This window comes from Sinorhizobium meliloti (assembly GCF_017876815.1).
Taxonomy (GTDB): domain Bacteria; phylum Pseudomonadota; class Alphaproteobacteria; order Rhizobiales; family Rhizobiaceae; genus Sinorhizobium; species Sinorhizobium meliloti.
Genome location: NZ_JAGIOS010000001.1, coordinates 2,674,449 through 2,691,685, shown reverse-complemented (window position 1 = coordinate 2,691,685; position 17,237 = coordinate 2,674,449). Strand labels below are relative to the sequence as shown.

Annotated in this window: 22 protein-coding genes; 4 read left to right on the top strand and 18 right to left on the bottom strand. The window is 62.1% G+C overall.

All coding sequences use genetic code 11. The features are described from left to right. Window positions 1–3: 3 nt before the first annotated feature. From JOH52_RS12870 to JOH52_RS12785, 18 genes are all read right to left on the bottom strand, one after another. Window positions 4–213, bottom strand: coding sequence for a phage upper tail fiber protein (locus JOH52_RS12870; protein ID WP_014529304.1), 210 nt, complete (start codon window positions 211–213; stop codon window positions 4–6). Between the two features lie 15 nt (window positions 214–228). Continuing rightward, window positions 229–2,652, bottom strand: a complete 2,424-nt coding sequence (locus tag JOH52_RS12865) for a phage tail protein (protein WP_014529303.1) — start codon at window positions 2,650–2,652, stop codon at window positions 229–231. Continuing rightward, window positions 2,637–3,035 carry a DUF6950 family protein gene (locus tag JOH52_RS12860; protein WP_014529302.1) on the bottom strand — a complete coding sequence of 133 codons (399 nt, stop codon included), beginning with the start codon at window positions 3,033–3,035 and terminating at the stop codon, window positions 2,637–2,639. The genes JOH52_RS12865 and JOH52_RS12860 overlap by 16 nt, the downstream gene beginning before the upstream one ends. Continuing rightward, window positions 3,035–3,628: a hypothetical protein gene (locus JOH52_RS12855; RefSeq protein ID WP_014529301.1), complete on the bottom strand. Its 594-nt coding sequence runs from the start codon at window positions 3,626–3,628 to the stop codon at window positions 3,035–3,037. The genes JOH52_RS12860 and JOH52_RS12855 overlap by 1 nt, the downstream gene beginning before the upstream one ends. Next, window positions 3,628–4,308 carry a hypothetical protein gene (locus JOH52_RS12850; protein WP_014529300.1) on the bottom strand — a complete coding sequence of 227 codons (681 nt, stop codon included), beginning with the start codon at window positions 4,306–4,308 and terminating at the stop codon, window positions 3,628–3,630. The genes JOH52_RS12855 and JOH52_RS12850 overlap by 1 nt, the downstream gene beginning before the upstream one ends. 2 nt (window positions 4,309–4,310) lie before the next feature. Further along, entirely contained in the window at window positions 4,311–6,245 is a 1,935-nt protein-coding gene (locus tag JOH52_RS12845; RefSeq protein ID WP_014529299.1) for a phage tail tape measure protein, read from the bottom strand. A gap of 294 nt (window positions 6,246–6,539) precedes the next feature. Further along, on the bottom strand, window positions 6,540–6,905 hold the full coding sequence (locus JOH52_RS12840) for a GTA-gp10 family protein (protein WP_013844688.1): 366 nt from the start codon (window positions 6,903–6,905) through the stop codon (window positions 6,540–6,542). A gap of 2 nt (window positions 6,906–6,907) precedes the next feature. Continuing rightward, entirely contained in the window at window positions 6,908–7,339 is a 432-nt protein-coding gene (locus JOH52_RS12835) for a phage tail tube protein (RefSeq protein WP_013844689.1), read from the bottom strand. 22 nt (window positions 7,340–7,361) lie between these two features. Next, window positions 7,362–7,745: a tail completion protein gp17 gene (gene gp17, locus JOH52_RS12830; protein ID WP_014529298.1), complete on the bottom strand. Its 384-nt coding sequence runs from the start codon at window positions 7,743–7,745 to the stop codon at window positions 7,362–7,364. Window positions 7,746–7,752: 7 nt separating this feature from the next. Next, a complete protein-coding gene (locus tag JOH52_RS12825) occupies window positions 7,753–8,229 on the bottom strand; it encodes an HK97-gp10 family putative phage morphogenesis protein (protein ID WP_014529297.1) in 477 nt (158 codons plus the stop codon). Beyond that, window positions 8,229–8,564, bottom strand: coding sequence for a phage head closure protein (locus JOH52_RS12820; protein ID WP_020479543.1), 336 nt, complete (start codon window positions 8,562–8,564; stop codon window positions 8,229–8,231). The genes JOH52_RS12825 and JOH52_RS12820 overlap by 1 nt, the downstream gene beginning before the upstream one ends. Then, window positions 8,564–9,145 carry a head-tail connector protein gene (locus JOH52_RS12815; protein WP_014529295.1) on the bottom strand — a complete coding sequence of 194 codons (582 nt, stop codon included), beginning with the start codon at window positions 9,143–9,145 and terminating at the stop codon, window positions 8,564–8,566. Before JOH52_RS12815 ends, JOH52_RS12820 begins: the two co-directional genes overlap by 1 nt. Window positions 9,146–9,147: 2 nt before the next feature. Further along, complete coding sequence (locus JOH52_RS12810) at window positions 9,148–9,543, bottom strand: hypothetical protein (RefSeq protein WP_014529294.1); 396 nt, start codon at window positions 9,541–9,543, stop codon at window positions 9,148–9,150. Between the two features lie 57 nt (window positions 9,544–9,600). Next, on the bottom strand, window positions 9,601–10,806 hold the full coding sequence (locus JOH52_RS12805; protein WP_014529293.1) for a phage major capsid protein: 1,206 nt from the start codon (window positions 10,804–10,806) through the stop codon (window positions 9,601–9,603). Window positions 10,807–10,836: 30 nt separating this feature from the next. Continuing rightward, window positions 10,837–11,532, bottom strand: a complete 696-nt coding sequence (locus JOH52_RS12800) for an HK97 family phage prohead protease (protein WP_014529292.1) — start codon at window positions 11,530–11,532, stop codon at window positions 10,837–10,839. Next, the gene (locus tag JOH52_RS12795) at window positions 11,529–12,776 is read right to left on the bottom strand and encodes a phage portal protein (RefSeq protein WP_127657909.1); all 1,248 of its coding nucleotides are present in this window, start codon (window positions 12,774–12,776) and stop codon (window positions 11,529–11,531) included. Before JOH52_RS12795 ends, JOH52_RS12800 begins: the two co-directional genes overlap by 4 nt. Continuing rightward, a complete protein-coding gene (locus JOH52_RS12790) occupies window positions 12,773–14,461 on the bottom strand; it encodes a terminase large subunit (RefSeq protein ID WP_153530120.1) in 1,689 nt (562 codons plus the stop codon). The genes JOH52_RS12795 and JOH52_RS12790 overlap by 4 nt, the downstream gene beginning before the upstream one ends. After that, complete coding sequence (locus JOH52_RS12785; protein WP_017272372.1) at window positions 14,458–14,799, bottom strand: hypothetical protein; 342 nt, start codon at window positions 14,797–14,799, stop codon at window positions 14,458–14,460. The genes JOH52_RS12790 and JOH52_RS12785 overlap by 4 nt, the downstream gene beginning before the upstream one ends. Before the next feature lie 139 nt (window positions 14,800–14,938). Between JOH52_RS12785 and JOH52_RS12780 the strand changes: the two genes are divergently transcribed. The 4 genes from JOH52_RS12780 (at window position 14,939) to JOH52_RS12765 (ending at window position 17,157) form a co-directional block, all read left to right on the top strand. Then, window positions 14,939–15,181: a hypothetical protein gene (locus tag JOH52_RS12780; protein ID WP_014529288.1), complete on the top strand. Its 243-nt coding sequence runs from the start codon at window positions 14,939–14,941 to the stop codon at window positions 15,179–15,181. 178 nt (window positions 15,182–15,359) lie between these two features. Continuing rightward, complete coding sequence (locus JOH52_RS12775) at window positions 15,360–15,743, top strand: DUF3085 domain-containing protein (protein WP_014529287.1); 384 nt, start codon at window positions 15,360–15,362, stop codon at window positions 15,741–15,743. Window positions 15,744–16,036: 293 nt separating this feature from the next. Beyond that, on the top strand, window positions 16,037–16,531 hold the full coding sequence (locus JOH52_RS12770) for a hypothetical protein (protein ID WP_234835374.1): 495 nt from the start codon (window positions 16,037–16,039) through the stop codon (window positions 16,529–16,531). Then, a complete protein-coding gene (locus tag JOH52_RS12765) occupies window positions 16,528–17,157 on the top strand; it encodes a hypothetical protein (protein WP_017265736.1) in 630 nt (209 codons plus the stop codon). Before JOH52_RS12770 ends, JOH52_RS12765 begins: the two co-directional genes overlap by 4 nt. Window positions 17,158–17,237: the final 80 nt, after the last annotated feature.

Genomic DNA, 17,237 nt, shown 5'->3' with positions numbered 1-17,237 from the left:
GGCCTAACCGACGATGATGTAGAGCGTGTTGGCGTCCTTGGTGCCGAGCGCATTGTATTGTGCTTGCGTCAGCTTGACAATTGTGGAGACGGCGGTGGACCCTACCCGCTGCATGCCCCACTGCCGGATTTGCGATTTTTCGGGATCATAAGGACCGGAAGACGGAACGCCGTCCACATTGAAATCGCGCCAGATTTCATTTGCCGTAGCCATTCGTTTTCTCCCTTGTCAGATGATTGTCGCGGTGATCGGGCCGGATGCCGGCCCCTCGACCAGCGCGGCGCTTTCGGGGATCGCGTAGTAATTCCACACGCCCTGCGGCGCGCATGTGCCGGTTTCCGCGAAGATCACGGCGTCATCGATTGAGGCGCCGCAGTCGGTGGATGCGTCCACCTGGAATGCAGTGTTTCCGCTGGCGGCGGTCAGCTTGAGCAATTTCCGCTCATTGCCCCAAATCCACTCGCCATCAACGGGGGTGCCGCCGGTCAGGCGCGTTTGGAGCGCCCCGGCGTCGTAATCGAGGATGGTATATGCGATGCGATAGACAGTGCCCGCCGCCAGCGTGACCGCCTGAGAAATGCCGCCATAGACGCCGAGCGCGTGCGATGCCTTGCCGTTGGCGATTGCCCACCCGGCGGTCGTCGTCCAGCCCACGTCGCTCGAAAATCCCGGATTGGTGAGCAGATTGACGGGTGTCGCGTCGCCATCGGTCAGCGATATCGTATCGTTCGGAGCGGCCGAAATCCGGGTAAGGAAATGCGTCGTCTTGTTCAGCGCTTGGCCGAATGGCACGCGGTAGATGGCAATGGTGTTGAGATTGCCGTCCACGGTCGCGGTATCGAAATTGAGCGTGGCGCGGCCCAACCCGCCGACCGCTGTGAAGGAGTCGAGCGCCGCCGGATCGCCGCTTGGCGTGCCGAGCGCACTCACCGACCAATTGCCCTCCAAGCCGCGCTCGGTCACATAGCGAAGCTGGAATTCATATTCGACGTTCTCTGTTAGCGCCGGGGTCGTGAAGGTGGACGCGGCATTGGCCAGCACGCCGGACTCCGTCCACGTGCTCTGGTTTGTCCGCTTCCAGCGCGCCTCAATATTGAGGATCGGCGACGGCGACGGCTCAAAGGAAAGCTCGGCGGCCATGCCGACGAAGGTCACTGTCGGCGGGTCGGGCACCGGGATTTCGTCGTCGGTCTCGGAATTCTCAGATACCGGCGCGTCGCCCTGTTCCTGATCCGGGTCCCATGAATAGGCGGTGGCCGGCATCGAGTGCACCTGAATGGTCACGCCGACCAGAAGCCCGCCCTCATCGATGACAAAGCGGAAATCGTCCACTTCGAAAACGGAGTTGATGCCGAGCAACGGATAATCGATCCGGACGAAGCGTTCGCCGAAGGCGGCGAGGCCGCGCAGGTTACATTGGAAGGTGGCAATCCATGCGGGATTCGCCCGCCACGCCGCCAATTTCATCAGCCGCCGCGCTTGGCTGTGGCTTGGCGCCATATTCAGCTGAATGTCCTGCTCGATCTCGCCCCGAAGGGATACGTCCTCGGCATCGACCCACGGATCGGCGTCGGCCGCCTGATAATCCTGCGACGGATCAAGAAACGTGGCGCGGACGGTGTTTGCGGTCGTCAGGATATCGCGGCCACGGCCAAGCTCGGAAAAGCCGGTGATTGAGTCGTTATCGAGGACCACCGCCGGCTCGGCCCACGTTCCGATATCCAGCGTCAGCCCGCCGTCAGCAGTCGGCACCAACCGGCCATCGCAGGCGGCCAGCATGCGGCTCAGCACGTCGGCCGGCCGCTCGTCCATCTGGTAGGAGCCCCAAAGGCGATAGCGCGGCTCGGACAATCCGCCCTTGAGCGGGACCGTTTCCGCCGCCCGCGTAAAAGCCGTGCGCCAGCCCGCGTGGGCCTTGGCGGTGGCGACGAATTTCTCCGGGAGGCGCATGCCATCCTGATGCGTCATGTAATCCCGGATCACCGCAGCGGCGTTGTCGCTCCATGCGGTCGCGCCGGTAATCGGATTTTTGACCTTGGCGCCCCGGAAGACGAGGCGGACGGTGGTGTTGATGCCGTTCGGGAAATTGCGCAGGTAGTTTTTTTGCTCGACCGCGTATTGCGTCACGAAAACCGACGCCACGCCGTCGCCGCGATGCTCGGCCGTCCAGCTATCCGGGAAGACGGCGGCAAGCTCGTCGTAATAGGTCTCGGTGGTTTTGCCGAGGCGCGCGCGGAGCCGAACATTCGTCCCGGTCTTGCCGGTCACGGCATCGGGCGTGACCTGCTTATCATCAATCCAGTATTCCTCAATCGCATCAATTTCCCCCTGCCCGATCGCGAGGACCTTGTAGAAATGCCCGCCCTTGGCCTCGGCAAAGACCCATGTCCCGGAGGCTTTCGCCCGGCCGTAATGGCGGACCCTCGGCGCCGTCGCCTGCCGGAACGATTGCTGCACGTCCTCGGGCTTGGGTTGCTTCGGCCTGTTGAACGCGCTGACCAGATAGGACAGGCCGATGGACAGGCCGAGTTTCAGCAAGGCGGTGCCGATCGCGGTGGAGCCGATCGCCCCGAACAATCCGGCGACGGTGGAGGCGATCCCGGATACGGCGGCGCCGATCGCCCCAATGATGCCCACTACCGCCGCAGGCATTCGATCCTCCACGCCTTCCAAAGCGCGGCCGGTGCGACGCCGATCAGGCCGGACTCATCGCGGCAAATCCATACCGACCCCGCGAGGATCGCCACGCAAAGCCGGCCCTCATGGAAGACGAGCCCCACGTCGCCAATCCTTGGCTCGGCGGTTTTCTTGAAGCCAGCGGCGCGCATCACGCGATTGACGGCCACGGCAATGCTGCCGGGCTCGCGCAGCCATTCCAGAGCCTCGGCCTCGTCGCGGTGGCGGCGGCCGAAAAGGTCCATAGGGGAAAAGCCGGCGACGGCCTGCACCCAGCGATCGGCCATGGCGGCGCAATCGCTCTTGCCCCATGAAAACGGCCGGGAAAGCTCGGCCGTGATGAATTCATCAACCGTCATCAGTAATCCGGGTAGCGGAATGATTTGTAGACGAGGCTGGCCGTGAACTGGAAAAAGCGGTCGCCAGGCGAGCGGTTCTGCTGGTCGCGATCCGTGTAGCGGCCGAAGGGCGGGCGCGATCGACCGAAGAAAGCATTCTCGGCCGTCAGCGTGATTGTCTGAACCGCGCCTTCAAGGTCGCGGACTTGGGTCCGGGAAATGCGGGGCGGCTGCATGTAGCCCCACCAGATCGGCGCCGGGACCCCGAACGGTTGCCAATCCTCGTTGAATAGCTGGATGAAAACGGTGACGGTCTGCTGATCGACCTCGGGCGTTTCATCAATCGCGACTTTCAGGAAATCGGCCGCCTGATTTGGCAGGCCGTTCAGCTGTAGCGTGATGGATTCGGAGACGGCCGACGTTGGCATGGAAAGGCCGTCCACGATGCCATAGCCATACATCGGGAGCCATTTCCTGCCGCCGGCCATAAGCTCGGTATTGCCATTCCAGACGCGAATAGTTTCCGATCGGAACGCCATCTCGACCAGCAAGTCGCAGCGCACAACGGCGCCGCTCATTGCCTCGATCTGGTCGGCACTGAAAAACGACGACATCAAACATCCTCGATGAAATTGACGGTGGGGAAGGACCAGCGGCCATAATCCAGCGGCAGGTCCATTTCGGCATCGGAGGCAAGGCGCATCCGGCACACTGGATCATCAAGCTCCACCCGCTGGCTGGCTGCGGCGGCCTCGCGGGCCGGCGGCCGGAATGTCACCGCCGCGACTGTGGCCGATGTCCAAGTGACGGTGCGCAGCCGATAAAGCCGCTCGCCGAGGGAGAAGATTTGGCCGGGCTGCATCTTGGCGCCGGCCGCAACGACATTGAACGTCGCCGAGACCGCGCGCGATGCGACGGCCGAGAGAAGGCGCACGTCATTGACCGAGCCCTGATAGCCGGTGCCATCGGTAAAGCGGGTATTGTCGGAATGCGCCACCGGGTTCCAGAGACCGAGCGCCTCGGCATTGGGCGGCTCCGGCTGATACCAGTGCGAAAGCGGGACGAGGATCGGCTGGATACGGCCCTCAAGCGTGGCCGCGATCGCCCGCCACGTCAGCACCGCATTGCCATTGACAACCGGGATGCCGCCGAAGGCGACTTTCCAGAGGCCAGCGTCGGACGCGACGACTTGCTGGACCCCGGACACGGCGGCCGGGGCGGCCATGGATCGCGGGGCGATATCGGCGACAATCTCGCGCGGCGGCAAGATATCGAGCGGCCAACGTAGCGTCATGATCACATTGACCGCGATTGCGCGTTGGCGATCAGGTGCGGCATGCTGGACTTGACTTGCCGCACGGCCATTGCCGCGCCCGTCTGCGCCGCCTTGGAGCCCATGTCGGTCACATAGGCGCGAATTCTGCCGTCATCATCGACAGTCACGCCGACCTGGACCGCGACCGGGGCACCGTGCCGCGTCTCCTGCCCCGGCTTGGTGACGCTGACGCGCTCATTCGGCGAGGCGCGGAAGGCGACAATCTGGCTATCGGCGCCGCCGGCCCCGCCGACTTTGAACGAGCCGCCATTGGCAAAGCCGAACAGACTGCCGATCAAGCCAAAGATTCCACCACCACCGCCGCCGCGTACGGAGCGGAGGCCGGCCCATGGATCGCTCCCACCACCGCCGCCGCCGAACAGCGTTTGGAACGCTTGGTTCACCAGCATTTGCGCCAGCTGGCCGAGAAGGTCTTTCAGAACGTCCTTGACCTTTTTGGAGCCGTCTATAAGGCCCTGGAACGCGCTGGTAAGCATCCCGGAAATCGTGCCGCCGATCTGCTGCACGCCATTGAAGGCGCCTGTGATCGCCCCGGCGGATTCTTGCGCGGCGCTCAATGCCAAAGGCTGGTTGGCCATGATGCCATTGGCGAGGCCCTGAATGACGTAGCCGCCGATTTCATGCATGACGCGCGACGGCGAGTGCGTCTGGAGCGGGTTTTTGATGAAATTGATGACGCCATGGCCGATCGAGGAAAGGCCGCCTTTGACGGCGTTCCACCTTTGCTGAATGCCGCTATAGAGGCCATCAATAATATCTGTGCCGATCGCGGCCATTTGGCCGGGGATCGCTTTGAAGGCGGCGACGATTTCGTGCCCGAACGCGGCGAGGCCGGCCTTGACCACCTCCCACCGTGCTTTGATGGCATTCCAGAGCCCATCAATGATCTGCCCGCCGACTTCCGCCATGCGCGCGGGCAGCGCCATGAAGGCCGCAATGACCTCCTGCCCGAACGACTGCATCGCGGCGACAAGCTGATTGCGCTTCTCGATGATGCGGTTCCAAGCCGCCTCGAATTCCGCCCATGCACCGGTCACCAGCGCATAAATATCCTGCCCGAGCTTTCCGATTGCCATCCCGAGTTCAGCGACGCCCGCGCCGAATTCCACCATCTTGACGGCGAAGTTGGCGATTGCCGGGGCGTTCTGGACGAGCCATTCGGAGAAGGCCACCATATGCGGCAGGAGTTGGGTCGCCACCCGCGCCGCGAGATTGCCGATGACGCCGGTCAGCCGCGAGATATTGTCATTGAAGGCCTCGGCGTTGGCGCCCATTTCCTTCGTGAAAACCTGCCCGAAGGAGTCGGCCTCGGCCATCATCTGGCTCAAGGCCGCCGAGCCGCCATTCAGCAGCGGGATCATTTCGGCGCCGGATTTGCCAAGCAGCTTCATCGCCAGCGCCGTTTTTTCCGCGGCATCAGGCATGGCCGCGAATTTGTCGGACAGCTGGACGAGGATATCTTGCGACGACCGCATCGAGCCGTCAGCGTTGGTCAATTCAATGCCGAGCTTCTGGAAGGCCGCCGCGACCTCGCTGGTGGGCTTGGCCAGCGCGTCCGTCATATTAACGGAGAGCTTGCGAACCCCGGTGGCAAGCGTCTGCATCGAGACGCCCGATAGATCGGCGACGTATTTCAGCCGCGATAGCTCCTCGATCGGAATGCCGATCTTCTGAGCCATTTTCGACATGTCGTCGGCGGCGTCGATCGCTCCCTTCACCGAAACGCCGAAAGCGGCCAAGCCGGCGGCGGCTGCTGCGGCGCCAGCTATGAGCCCAGTCTTTGCCATCGAGCCGAAGCGCGATAGCCCGGACTGCGCCTTTTTCAATCCATCCTGAAAGGCGGCGCTATCGAGTCCGAGATTCACCCGGAGGGCGCCGATGACCGCTGATGTCATGATTTTTCCTCTGCCTTGAGGCGAGCCACGTGCGCGCCACCGCCTCGATTTCCTCGGGCGACATGCGGCGCTTGCCGGCGGGCGCGCCGTGGAGAAGCGTTTTCAGTTTCGGGAGTCGGGTCTGGCGGGCGAGCGCCTCGATATGCCAAGCCAGCCACGCCCGCTCGTTATGCTGGCGTTTCAGGCGATTAGCGCAGCCCTCAAGGATGACGGTGATTTCCCGGACGGTAAGCCGCCAGAACCGCGCGGGGTCCTGACCGCTTTCGACCCATGTCCGCAACAGATCGACCGGATTCAGGCCGCCCGCCCCGGTTTCCGCGCCGGGGCTTTCCGAGGGTTTGCGTTGTCCGCCGCCTCCGGGAAGGCAAGCTGAAAGGCGCGGCCAATCGCCTCCATAACCGCCGGCATGCCGGCCTCGCTGGCGATGGCGCCCGCCTCTTTCAGATCGACTTCCTCATGATAGTCGCGCAGCGCCGCCCAGATCAGCGCGCGGACGGTCGTCATGCGGATGTCCTCGGGCTTGTTGAGGGTGGCGGCGATCTGCGGGACCGGCTGGCCGAGAAGCTCCTCAAGCTCGCAAATCGCGTTGATCGAGAACGATAGGGTATAGGCCCGGTCGCCGACGTTGAACGCGACGGAGCCACGGTGTGGATTTGCCATGATCAGGGTGCCTCATCCCAAGTTTCGGCCCCGGATACCGCCACGGTCACGGTCGCGGTCATCTTGTCATCGACCGGGATTTCTTTCTCGTAGCCGGTGATGACCGCGTTATAGGTGACGCGGTGGCCATTCGGGAAAGTGATGCGGTGCTGGACCGAGGCGCCGCTATCGAGGAGGCCCCTGATCAGCACGTCACTTGCGCTGCCGGGTACGAAATTCATCTCGAAAGATGCCTCGCCGTTGTCGATCAGGCCGGCGATATATTCGCGGCGCCGGTTCGGGCTTTGCATATGCGTGGCGTCGATGCGATCGACCTCGGCGGCGCCGGGCGTGACGGAATTGACCTCCGCGACAAACGCGAAGGCGGGAGTGGTAAGGCTGGCATCCCAAATCTCATAGGTAGTGGACCAGCCGATTGCAGCGGCAGTAACCATGACGGCGCTCCTTGGGGGTGGGTTAGGCGGAGTGAATGACCGTGAATTCCACGGCGATCGCGAACAGCGGCGTGACCTCGCCGGGGTCGGAGGCGGTCACATCCCGACCGGCGTCCTCGATGAAAATTCCCTGAATGATCCCGGCGCTATGGCCCTCTACGGCGGCGATCAGGGCGCGGGCCGTCTGCTTGGCGGACGTGAATGTGTCGCTGTAGCAATTCGCCTGAATGCGCGATGAGATCAGGTCGCGGCCCCGATAGTGGTAGGAGGGCACGCCATCGATGCGGAACAGCACGACATAGGGGCGCGGCATGGCCGAGCCGTCCGCCTGCTTTTGGGGCGCGCGCGTCCAGAACCGCCGCCCGCCTGCCACGCCGGACAGGAGCGCCGTAATCGCTTCTTCCATTTCGGATTTAGCCCTTTGCCGCCAGCCTTGCCGCCTTACGCGCAAGCCGCTGCGCCGCCTTGGTGATCTGGACGGCGAGTTCGTCCTTGATGGTGTCGAGGACCTGATTTTTGCCGGCATCCCAAGCGGGGCGCGCGAAAGGCTGCGGCCCATGGCGGGAGGTGCCGAATTCTTGCAGATGCGCGTGCGGCACCGGCCCGGCGCCGACGAAAACCTCGGCGCTTGCCTTGTCGTTCTTGAACTCCTTGCGATGCAGTTTCGCCTGCCGCTTGGACAGCTTGGTTCCGACGCCGATGGAGCTTCGCAGATCGTTGCCGCCGGTTGCCGGATCGTCGGGCGCCTCGGCGCGCATATCATCGGCCAGCGGCTCGCCGGCCTTGATCAGCGTGCGGCGCAAAACCGCCTTGCCGGTCGCTTTCGGCAGTTCCGCCAGGGCTTGGTCAAGCTGTTTCAGCCCTTCGATTGAGACCCGGACGCCGGCCATCAACCTAAGTCCTTTACCGCTGTAATTTCGAGGAAGCGCGTATTGTCGCGGAGTTGCTTCATCTCCTTGATGTTCCAATGGGCACCGTCATAGGAGATGCGGTCGGCGGGCTTGATGCCATCGACAAGGGCGTCGCGGCGGATCGCAAAGCGCGCCATCAGGAAGGCGCCAACCTGCCCGGCCGCCTCTTTCTCGCCCGATCCCGAATCCTCGCGCCGGGCGCGGCGGCTGATATAGGGCGCCCATGTTTCAACCGGCTCGTTGAATTCGTTGGGCACGTAGCTGGCGCGCTCGATGGTGATTTTTTCGCGCAGGTCGCCGGCCGCGATAGCCATCATGCGATCCCCGGTCGGCGATATTTGCGGATCAGATTCGCCTCGACCCGCTCAAGGTTCTGGCCATTCGCCGAGGCCACCTCGTCATATTGCAATTGCACGCGGACAATGATGGCAGTCTTGATGTCGGCCGGGACGGTCTCATAGCCAGCGGCAAACTCGACCGACGCCCCGGCGACCTCATAGAGATAGTTCGGCAGTTCATAGGAATCGTGGAAGCGGACATAAGATCGGCCAGCCGCGTCGGTCAGCAGCGCATAATTCGTGTCGCCGATGGTCGACTCCGCGCCGTCTTCGTCTTTCCAGATCACGCTGACGATATCGCCGACCGGACGCAGCGGCAGAAGCAGCTTTTGCTCGACACGATCGAAATCCTGCCGCCATTGCTGCTCGGAAAGAATGACGCCGCCGAGAATGCCATCCGGCCCCTCATAATGCGCGACGGCCGCGTCTATCTCGTCTTGGAGCCGGCCGTCGTCTTCGGTGTGTTCGACATGGAGCGCCTGCTTGACATCGGCGAGGCTGACCGGCGGCGCAGCCGGCGGCGTGACAAGGACCGGGCGATGCGTTGGAACGAGCATGCTTATGCACCCTTATTTTTGGGAGCCGCTTTCAGGGCCTTATTCCTCGGCGCGCTGGCCACGGCCTTTGCTTTCGGCTTTTCCGGCCTTTCCGGCTTCTCGGGCTTTTCCGGCTTCTCGGGTTTCTCGGGCACCGGCTCCTCCGGGATCGTTGGCGTTTCCGGCTTGGGCGTCGGGGTCGGCGTCGGCGTCGGCGTCGGGGCTGGCGCGGGCGCCGGGGCTGGAGTCGGGGCTGGCGTTGGCGTCGCGGGCTCGGTCTCAGGCGCTTGATTTCCCGCCGCGCCGAGCACGCCGGCCTTGACCAGATGCGCGACCTGTTTTTCGTCCGCTTGGCGGGTATCGCCCGGCAAATACATACGGTCGCCAAGATGCTGCCGCTTCACGGTAAACTCGGCCATGGTGGTTGCTCCCTTTCAAGGCAAGGAAAAGGGCGGCCCGAAAGCCGCCCCCATCGATCAGGCTACATAGCCAAGATCGCCATAGATGAAGGCTTCCGGCCGATAAACGGCCAGCGCCAAGCGTTCCTCGGCGAGGATCGTGACGAGGTTCTTGATGAAGTCGTCATTGACGAACCCAGCCTCGACGCGGGCGTCCCAGCGGTCGAAAAGCTGCGCCCCGAGCCGGAATGCGCCGGTCAGGAACTTGTCAACCGCGATTGCCTGCGTGGCGACGACCGGCAGGCCCCAAAGAGTCGGCCCGATCATGCCCTGTGGATTGCCGATGATGTACCGGCCGGTCGTGTCCTTTTCCAACTCGATCCGCGCCCAATCGGTCGGGTTCATGACATGGCCGGTGGCCGGATACTCGGCCAGCGCCGCCTGCAACTGAGCAAGCCGCAGGGTATCGATCGCGGTCGGCGCATCGGGCGTGAACGCGGCGGCATAGGCGGTGGCCTGCGGGATGATCCCATGCAGGTTTTGGCCGGTGCCGTCACCGTTCAACAGCTGGCCTTCCTCGACATAGGCGAGGCCATACAGGAGCCGCTGGTCGATGATCGAACGAAGCTGCGAGAAGTCGTCAAGAATCTGACGGCTCGCCTTCATCCAGTGGGCAATGACCTTCGCCGAGGTCGTGACCAGATCGAATTTCAGGTCCGACTCCGGCTTGGCCGCTGTTTCCGCGACGGGCGCCGCCGAATTGGTGAATCCCGTCTCACGGACGTATTCCAGCGAATTGCCGTCCATGCGACCCGGCGAAATCAGGCCGCGAACGGTCAAACGCCGCTGCGGTAGGGCAAGAATGCCCGGCAGGCGGGTGGTCTCGACGGCGGCCCCGGCGGCGCCCGCCGTGTCGGTCGTCGCGGAGGTGATCGTCGCCTTAAAGCGAACGTCCGCCTTGCCCTTGCTCGGACTGGACTGCGCCCAGTCCTTAACGCCCTGGTCCTCGACGAACTGCTCGCCGATGGTCTTTTCAGGGGTGTTTTTGTTGCCGCCGCCGCGCGCGAGCTTTTGCTCGATGTCGGCGACCTGCTCTGTCAGGGCGTTCATTTTCAGGAGAGACTCGTCGGCCTTTTCCTTCAAATCGTCGGTCAAGCCGACGCCCTTGGCGGCCTCGGCGAGTGCCTTTTCGGCAATCTCCTTGACCTGATTTATGGTCTTGTCGAATTCGGCTTTGACCTCCAGAGCCAGCTGCTCGGCGGTCTTTTCTACAGGGTCCGGCATAGCGGAGTCCTTTCGCAGTGAGGGGAAAAATCAGCCGCGCAAAAGGGCTTGAAGAAACGCGGCCTGCTCGTTCGCCTTGCTGCCCTCGGACTCACTCCGAATGGCCTTGGCGTAGCCGACAGAGGCGATCTGTACGGCTGCGCTTTTCGGGAAGCCTGCATCCCGCAGGATTTCCTCGAATTCCTTTGCCGGCATCGGCTCGCCGTCGCGGAAGCACCGCGCCAGCTCTTGGAGGCGCTCGCCGCGCCGCGCCAATGCCTCGAATTCTCCGAATTTGACGGCCTCGATCCGCGCCCGGCGATTGGCCGGGAATGCGACCGGGGAAATCTCGTAAAGCTCCAGCTTTTTCAGGAGGCGGACATTGCCATCCGGCTCTGTCTCGACTTCGCGATAGCCGATGGAGAGGCCGCCGATTGCCTTTTGCAGCATCAGCGCGCGGACCTCGCGGGCCTTCTGGATTTCGAGGATCAGCCGGCCTCTGCCGTAAAGGCCCTTGGCATCTTCGGCCAAATCCTCCCAAACGCCGATAGGATTGTCGGGGTCGTGCTGCCAGAGCATCAGGACGTTGGTGCCCTCGCGGCGGTGCTTGGCGAGGCTCTCCACAAAGGCGCCTGGAACGACCTTTTCGCCGTAGGCATCCACATTGCCGAAAATCGAACCGTAGCCTTCGAAGGTGCCGTCCTCGGTCAGTTCCTTGACTTGGAGGGTGAAATCTTTGGTTTTCATGGTTCCGGCTCCTGATTTTCGGCCGGCGCCGGCAATGCCTCCTGTTGCTTGCCCGCCTCGGTGATCGGCACGTTCTGCATCTGCATGCGCGGCACATCGCCGCCCTCGACGCGAGGCAGGTTTTCCTTTTCCCGGACCTCGTTGATCGTCATCCAGCCGTTGGCCAGCACCGACTGATAGAAGGCCGCCCGCGCCGTGCTATCGCCGCGCAGCAATCCTTCCAGATTGAATTCAATGGTGAGCCCGGCGGCCCGCTCGGCCGGCGTAAGCAGCTGCTTTTCCAAAGCCTGCTCGATCCGCTTTAGGCGGCGGCGAAGCGTGAATTTCTGGAAGCCCAAAACCTGTTGCTCAAGCCCGGAGCCGAAGCTGGTCACCTTTTGCGTGTGCCCGACCATGAAGGGCGGGACGCCGAAGAACCGGCAGACCTCCTCGACCGAAAATCCCCGCGATTCGAGCATCTGCGCGTCCTCGGGCTTGATCGAAAGCACATCGATTTTCGTCCCGCCCTCAAGGATGATCGGCCGGCCGCTATTCTTGGCGCCGATGTATTTCTCCGAGAGCTTGGTTTCGGCCAGATTGCGCTGCTCGTCGGTAAGCCACCGCTCGAATGTCAGCGCCGTTTGCGAAATCATGCCGTTGCTGAATGTCCCGGCCGCCGCCCGATCGATCGCGCGGGCAAGGCCGAAAGCATGCCGGCCGAAATGCAAGGTGGACATGCCGCCGAGGGGATCGCCGCCAAAGCCGCGAATATGAAGAATGGCGCGGTCGCTGCCGACATGGTTCTCGCCGTCCATGGTCCAGCGGTATTCCAGATTTCCATTCTCGAGCCGGCGGACGCTGACGCTATCCGGGCGCAAGGGCGTAAGCGCCGCGACCCGGCCGCCGCCATTCCTTTCGATCGCCGCGTAGGAATTGCCCCAAAGCTCGATAGAGGCCGAGGAGTATTCCCAAAAGTCGGTGGCCGTCTGGTCGTAATTCGGGCTGTCATGCAGGATGCGAAACAACGGATGATCGCGCGCCAGCGTGCGCTCGCCCCGGCTGTTGGTCCGATAGACCATGAGCGGGAGTGATGCGATGGTGCCGGCCAGCAGATTGACGCAGGCCCATACAGCCGAAATCGCGAGGATGTTCTGGTCGGTGATCGGCTCGCCCGCGTCCGAGCGCTGGCCATCGGGATACCAGCCGTCCGGGGTGCGCAAGGACAGCCGCCGGAAGAAGGTCGCCATTTTGCGGAGGAGGCTCACGCCGCTGCCCCTGCGAGGCTTAGGAAATAGCTATCCATGCCCGCCCCGACCGCCTCGGGGTTCTTGCTCATCAGCATGGCCGCATCAAAGGCGGCGACGAGCGGGTCAATTTTCGCCTTGCCCGCGACTTGCTTGGTAATCAGCACCGCATTCCCACGTTGTTCGACCTTTGCATTGCCGACGCACCACGCCATGAGCGGCGCGCCAGCGTGCCAAAGCGTGCCGTCCTTCAATTTGCGCTCTGTGCCTTGGATGACGCCCGAAAGGCGGTAGCCCTGCGGGATCGCGACGACCTGATCGCCAGTGATGCCGCGCACCGCCAGCGCATCGACCATGTTGGCGACGCCGACCGGATCGAGGCCGACGCCGGCCTTTTCGGGCAACAGCCCGGTATCCCGGACGCGGGCGATGATGTCGGCGACTTCCTCGAAATCCTGCGTCGGCGTCTCGCAAATGGTTAGATCGCCGTCGCGCTGAAAGTCATGCAGCCGGTCGGCGATTTCCTTTCGCCGGGAGAGCACATCCTTGTGCGCCCAGGCATGCGACCAGAGCCGCCATTCACTGCGATTGCGCTTGCAACGGCCGATCGCCGCCAGCCCGAATAGATCGTCCAGCCCGCCGCCATCGATGCCGAAAACGATGGCATCGGACTCGGCGATCAGCGAGTCGAGCGTGATGGACGGATCGGCCGCGCTTTCCCAATAATCGGCGCCGAGCCAGCGGTCGTCATGCAGGGCGACGCCGATTTCGACGTTCAGCCTTTGCGACGCCCACAGGCGCAAATCCTCGTCGCCTTTTTCGACTGCCGCCTGATAGCTCGATTTCAGCTTTTCCAGCGTGATCGAGCGGCCGAGGTTCGGATTGACCAGCGGCCAGACCGCCGGATCGCGCCACGCGCCGCTGCGCTGCATCTCCTCCGGGAATTCATAGAGGATCGGCAGCATACGGCTTTCTTTGATCCGGCCGTCGCGGACGCCGCGCGCATATCGGAGTTCCGTCTTGAATGCCCCGGCCGGCGGCTCGTCCGATTGCGTGGTGATCATGACCAGCACCGATTCCGGCGCCGGCATGCCGTTGCGAATCTGGACGATGATCCGGGCGGCGGCGGCCATGGACGACATAAGGTGCAGTTCGTCCAGCAACACGAAAATCGGCTTGGAGCCGGTGACGACCTTCATGTCGAAGGTCTTGACCTTGAGCCGGGCTTTGTTGCGCCGGTCCAGAATCGTCTTCGTATGGTGCGCGATATGGAACCGCTTGCTTAGATAATCGTCGGCCTCGATCATCCCGACCGCCTGCTGAAAGGCTTGGTCGGAGACCTCATGCGTCGGCCCCACATAGATGAATTCGGCATGCGGCCGGGAATTCATCAGCAAGGCGGTCAACGAGACCCCGGCGCTGCCGGTCGTCTTGTTGTTCTTTTTCGGCACCATGCAGAAAAGCTCCTGCACCATGCGCGTGTCGCCGACCATTGAGCCGAAGATGGCGCGGACGATATCGCGCTGCCATTCGCCGGCCGCATCGCGCAGGAGCGGCTGGCCGGGCACATCGGGCAGGCGGAGCTTATTGAAGATATCGACGGCGCGGGCCGCCTCGGCCTCGTCCAGCGGCAAATCCGGGATCAGCGATTTACCGGCAAGGAGCCGTTGCTCCCAATCCGGGCAGGCGAAGTTCCAGCCGGTCAATTCAACAGCCGGCCCCAATCGGATTCGGTATGCGCGGTTTCGGCCTCGCGCTGCTGAATTTCCTTCTTGCCCGGAGGCCGATCGCGTTCACCATCCGGGCGCGGCACATATTGCGACCAGCCGAAGCGGCATTGCAGCGCGAAGGTGATTGCCTTTAGCGCCGTGCCATCGCTGCCGCTGGCGATCCGCAGGAGATTGGCGACCAGCTTGGCCTGAACGAGCGCGCCGCCGCGCCGCAGCTGATCCCGGTAATGCTTGAATAGCGTGGCCTGAGTGATCCCCACGACCTCGGCTATATCCTTTGTCGGCACCGCGAAGCCCGATAGGACCTCAACCATTTTCCGATCTTTTTCGCTCGGCTCATGCGGCGGCCGGCCGGCTTGTTTTCGCTTGCTCATGGCTTACCGTTTTACTGCAACAACAACCACTTAGTGATAACTCCCGACCCCGGTCTCTATAGGTGTTGAGCACGCGCCAATGAGGGGCCGGCAAAAACCAAGGAAGGACCTAAAAGACCACCCCGACCTGACCTCGCCGGAAGCCTACGCGGTCAAATTCACCGCATCGCTTTTCCTCGTCCGGGGGCGAAAAGGGCGATATCAACCCTTAAAGGCCTTCCCGATCAATCCGGTTTCCTTCTCGCCGAAGGCGACGAACAAATACCGGAACTTCGCGGTCACCGCCCTTGAGGCGCAGCGCAACGCGGCACGGGCCGAGTAAAACCGGCGCGACCGGAGAGGCCGGATGACCGCTATGATTTTACCCGCCGGTATGGTTATCGTCGGCAATCATGCGCTCGCGCGGTTTGCACACCAGCCGAGGGCGGGCAAGAAATCGGATGCGAGGCCCCGAGCGGCGCAGGCGTGCTTTCCGCATGCTATGAATGGAGCACCCAACAATGCTACTGACTTTCCCAGTCGCGCAATTGCGCGACCTGCTCAAATCCGCCGAGGCAAGCTGGTCGAAGGGGCAGCGCGCCCTTTGGCACCAGGATGCTCCCGAGCCGGGCTTTTGGCTGCGCTGCGATTATGGCGTCTACCTGATGCACAATGCCAATCTGGACGCGGGCGAAAAGCCCGCCGTCGTCCATGCCTTGGAACACAATCCCGAGACCATGCCTTTCAGCCTCTGGTTGGACGAGAAAGCCAGCTATGGCTGCATTAATGAAGTCGAGTTCATCGCCGCCGAAGTCATCCGCAATGCGGTCGCCAACGACAGCCCGCTGCTTCTCCATGTCACCGCCGGGCAATATCCCGGCCGAATGCTTATCCGGATCGTCTGATCGTCTGTCCCGTCGACCCGGAGGTCACGCGGCCCGGCGAGGTCGCGCCGATCTGCTGGCCAAAAGCCTGAAGGACCGATACAGCCCGCCTCTCGACCTTATGGCGCCCAATCTTCGGCGTTTTCCATGATGGACTTTAAAAATCCTCCATTTCCGCTCTCGTTTTTTCCGCCGCGCGAAAAAAATCTCCGAATTGCGCGAGGGCCGGTCCTTGGGCTGCTTTGGGCTATCATGTTTCACCCTCCCCCCTGTACGTTGCGACAGATTGCTCGTAAATAGATGTGGGGGACATCGTGTCGATACGAACGGTTGCTACAGCGGTTATGGGGGTGGTCGTTATCACGGGAGTGATGATTGCGGCGGTCCACTGGATTCCGCTCGACCCATGTACGCTCGGTACGCCCGTCGAAAGGTACAAGGAGACCGTCGACTTTCTCTCTACAACCATGGAACTGGTATTAGGCTTGTGTACGGGCCTATTAGGATTATCCGCTGCTGTCCTAATCGGAATTCAAGGTAATCTTAAATTATCAAATTGGAGCATGTTTTTCACATTGCTATCTATGATAGCTATTGCCGCATCAGTTCTTTGTGCAATATTGTGGAAGTTTCAGATTTCAAATCTTTGGTTTAATGGATGCTACGAACTGGTCGGAACAATGCGCATACAAGCGCTTTATCGGATGCATTTTTGCTTCTTTTTGCTTGGCGTCCTCTTGCTTGCAATTGTAGTCGCCTTAGTTGCATTTGAACGTCTCAAGGAGACAGCTTCCGGAGGAACGTCATGACAAGCAGTTGGGCTTGGCGGCTGAGTTGGAGGCTACGAGCTCTGCTGATAATTCTCAGCGCCGGCGCAACATCGGCACGTGCACAAGAGGTCGACGTAACACTGGAAAAGGTGATCGCTCAGTGGTCGGCCGAAGCTGGTATTATTGTGACACCTGCGGCGGCGGAAGCTGCACTGAAGGATGTGGCGACCAAGATAAGCACAAACGCGTTGAAAGCTGGTGTCGATCCGGTTGAGGTCGCGAAGTTCGCGACGGTTATAGAACAAGGCGGCTATGTCAGCACCGTACCAGGAGGCATAGTTGGCGAAGGAGATGCCGGGAAGGCGGACCTGAGGCTCGGTGGCTCACATCTGTATGCGGAGATAGTCAGTACCCTGCAGCCCAAATACGTCTTCATGCAGCTTTACCAATTTCCAACACTGACGGTCCTCGTCGAGCCAGTCCCTCCTGTGGACTTCGTTATCGAAATAAATGGATGGCGCCCAAGGGAGGCCAAGCCAGACGGCACCTATGCCTTCGAGCCGGGCGAGATCGATTTACTTGTGACACGCAACAATCGCCCGGACTGCACGTGGAAGGGTCGCCTGGAAGCCGGACAAAAGTTCTCTGTCAGCTGCAAAATGTGAGCTGTCTGAGCAGTTTCGCTCGCCGAGGTTCGCCATGCCACGTTGCCAAAGTCGCAATAGGTCGAGGCTAGCGGCTGCTT

What these genes read in the sequence shown, in the direction of transcription:
- JOH52_RS12870 (WP_014529304.1), bottom strand. Translation starts at nt 213, where the DNA reads ATGGCTACGGCAAATGAAATCTGGCGCGATTTCAATGTGGACGGCGTT.
- JOH52_RS12765 (WP_017265736.1), top strand. Translation starts at nt 16,528, where the DNA reads ATGACAAGCAGTTGGGCTTGGCGGCTGAGTTGGAGGCTACGAGCTCTG.
- JOH52_RS12775 (WP_014529287.1), top strand. Translation starts at nt 15,360, where the DNA reads ATGCTACTGACTTTCCCAGTCGCGCAATTGCGCGACCTGCTCAAATCC.
- JOH52_RS12820 (WP_020479543.1), bottom strand. Translation starts at nt 8,564, where the DNA reads ATGGCTATCGCGGCCGGCGACCTGCGCGAAAAAATCACCATCGAGCGC.
- gp17 (WP_014529298.1), bottom strand. Translation starts at nt 7,745, where the DNA reads ATGGAAGAAGCGATTACGGCGCTCCTGTCCGGCGTGGCAGGCGGGCGG.
- JOH52_RS12855 (WP_014529301.1), bottom strand. Translation starts at nt 3,628, where the DNA reads ATGTCGTCGTTTTTCAGTGCCGACCAGATCGAGGCAATGAGCGGCGCC.
- JOH52_RS12785 (WP_017272372.1), bottom strand. Translation starts at nt 14,799, where the DNA reads ATGGTTGAGGTCCTATCGGGCTTCGCGGTGCCGACAAAGGATATAGCC.
- JOH52_RS12865 (WP_014529303.1), bottom strand. Translation starts at nt 2,652, where the DNA reads ATGCCTGCGGCGGTAGTGGGCATCATTGGGGCGATCGGCGCCGCCGTA.
- JOH52_RS12815 (WP_014529295.1), bottom strand. Translation starts at nt 9,145, where the DNA reads ATGCTCGTTCCAACGCATCGCCCGGTCCTTGTCACGCCGCCGGCTGCG.
- JOH52_RS12800 (WP_014529292.1), bottom strand. Translation starts at nt 11,532, where the DNA reads ATGAAAACCAAAGATTTCACCCTCCAAGTCAAGGAACTGACCGAGGAC.
- JOH52_RS12835 (WP_013844689.1), bottom strand. Translation starts at nt 7,339, where the DNA reads ATGGTTACTGCCGCTGCAATCGGCTGGTCCACTACCTATGAGATTTGG.
- JOH52_RS12845 (WP_014529299.1), bottom strand. Translation starts at nt 6,245, where the DNA reads ATGACATCAGCGGTCATCGGCGCCCTCCGGGTGAATCTCGGACTCGAT.
- JOH52_RS12840 (WP_013844688.1), bottom strand. Translation starts at nt 6,905, where the DNA reads ATGGCAAATCCACACCGTGGCTCCGTCGCGTTCAACGTCGGCGACCGG.
- JOH52_RS12810 (WP_014529294.1), bottom strand. Translation starts at nt 9,543, where the DNA reads ATGGCCGAGTTTACCGTGAAGCGGCAGCATCTTGGCGACCGTATGTAT.
- JOH52_RS12805 (WP_014529293.1), bottom strand. Translation starts at nt 10,806, where the DNA reads ATGCCGGACCCTGTAGAAAAGACCGCCGAGCAGCTGGCTCTGGAGGTC.
- JOH52_RS12780 (WP_014529288.1), top strand. Translation starts at nt 14,939, where the DNA reads ATGAGGGGCCGGCAAAAACCAAGGAAGGACCTAAAAGACCACCCCGAC.
- JOH52_RS12860 (WP_014529302.1), bottom strand. Translation starts at nt 3,035, where the DNA reads ATGACGGTTGATGAATTCATCACGGCCGAGCTTTCCCGGCCGTTTTCA.
- JOH52_RS12850 (WP_014529300.1), bottom strand. Translation starts at nt 4,308, where the DNA reads ATGACGCTACGTTGGCCGCTCGATATCTTGCCGCCGCGCGAGATTGTC.
- JOH52_RS12825 (WP_014529297.1), bottom strand. Translation starts at nt 8,229, where the DNA reads ATGGCCGGCGTCCGGGTCTCAATCGAAGGGCTGAAACAGCTTGACCAA.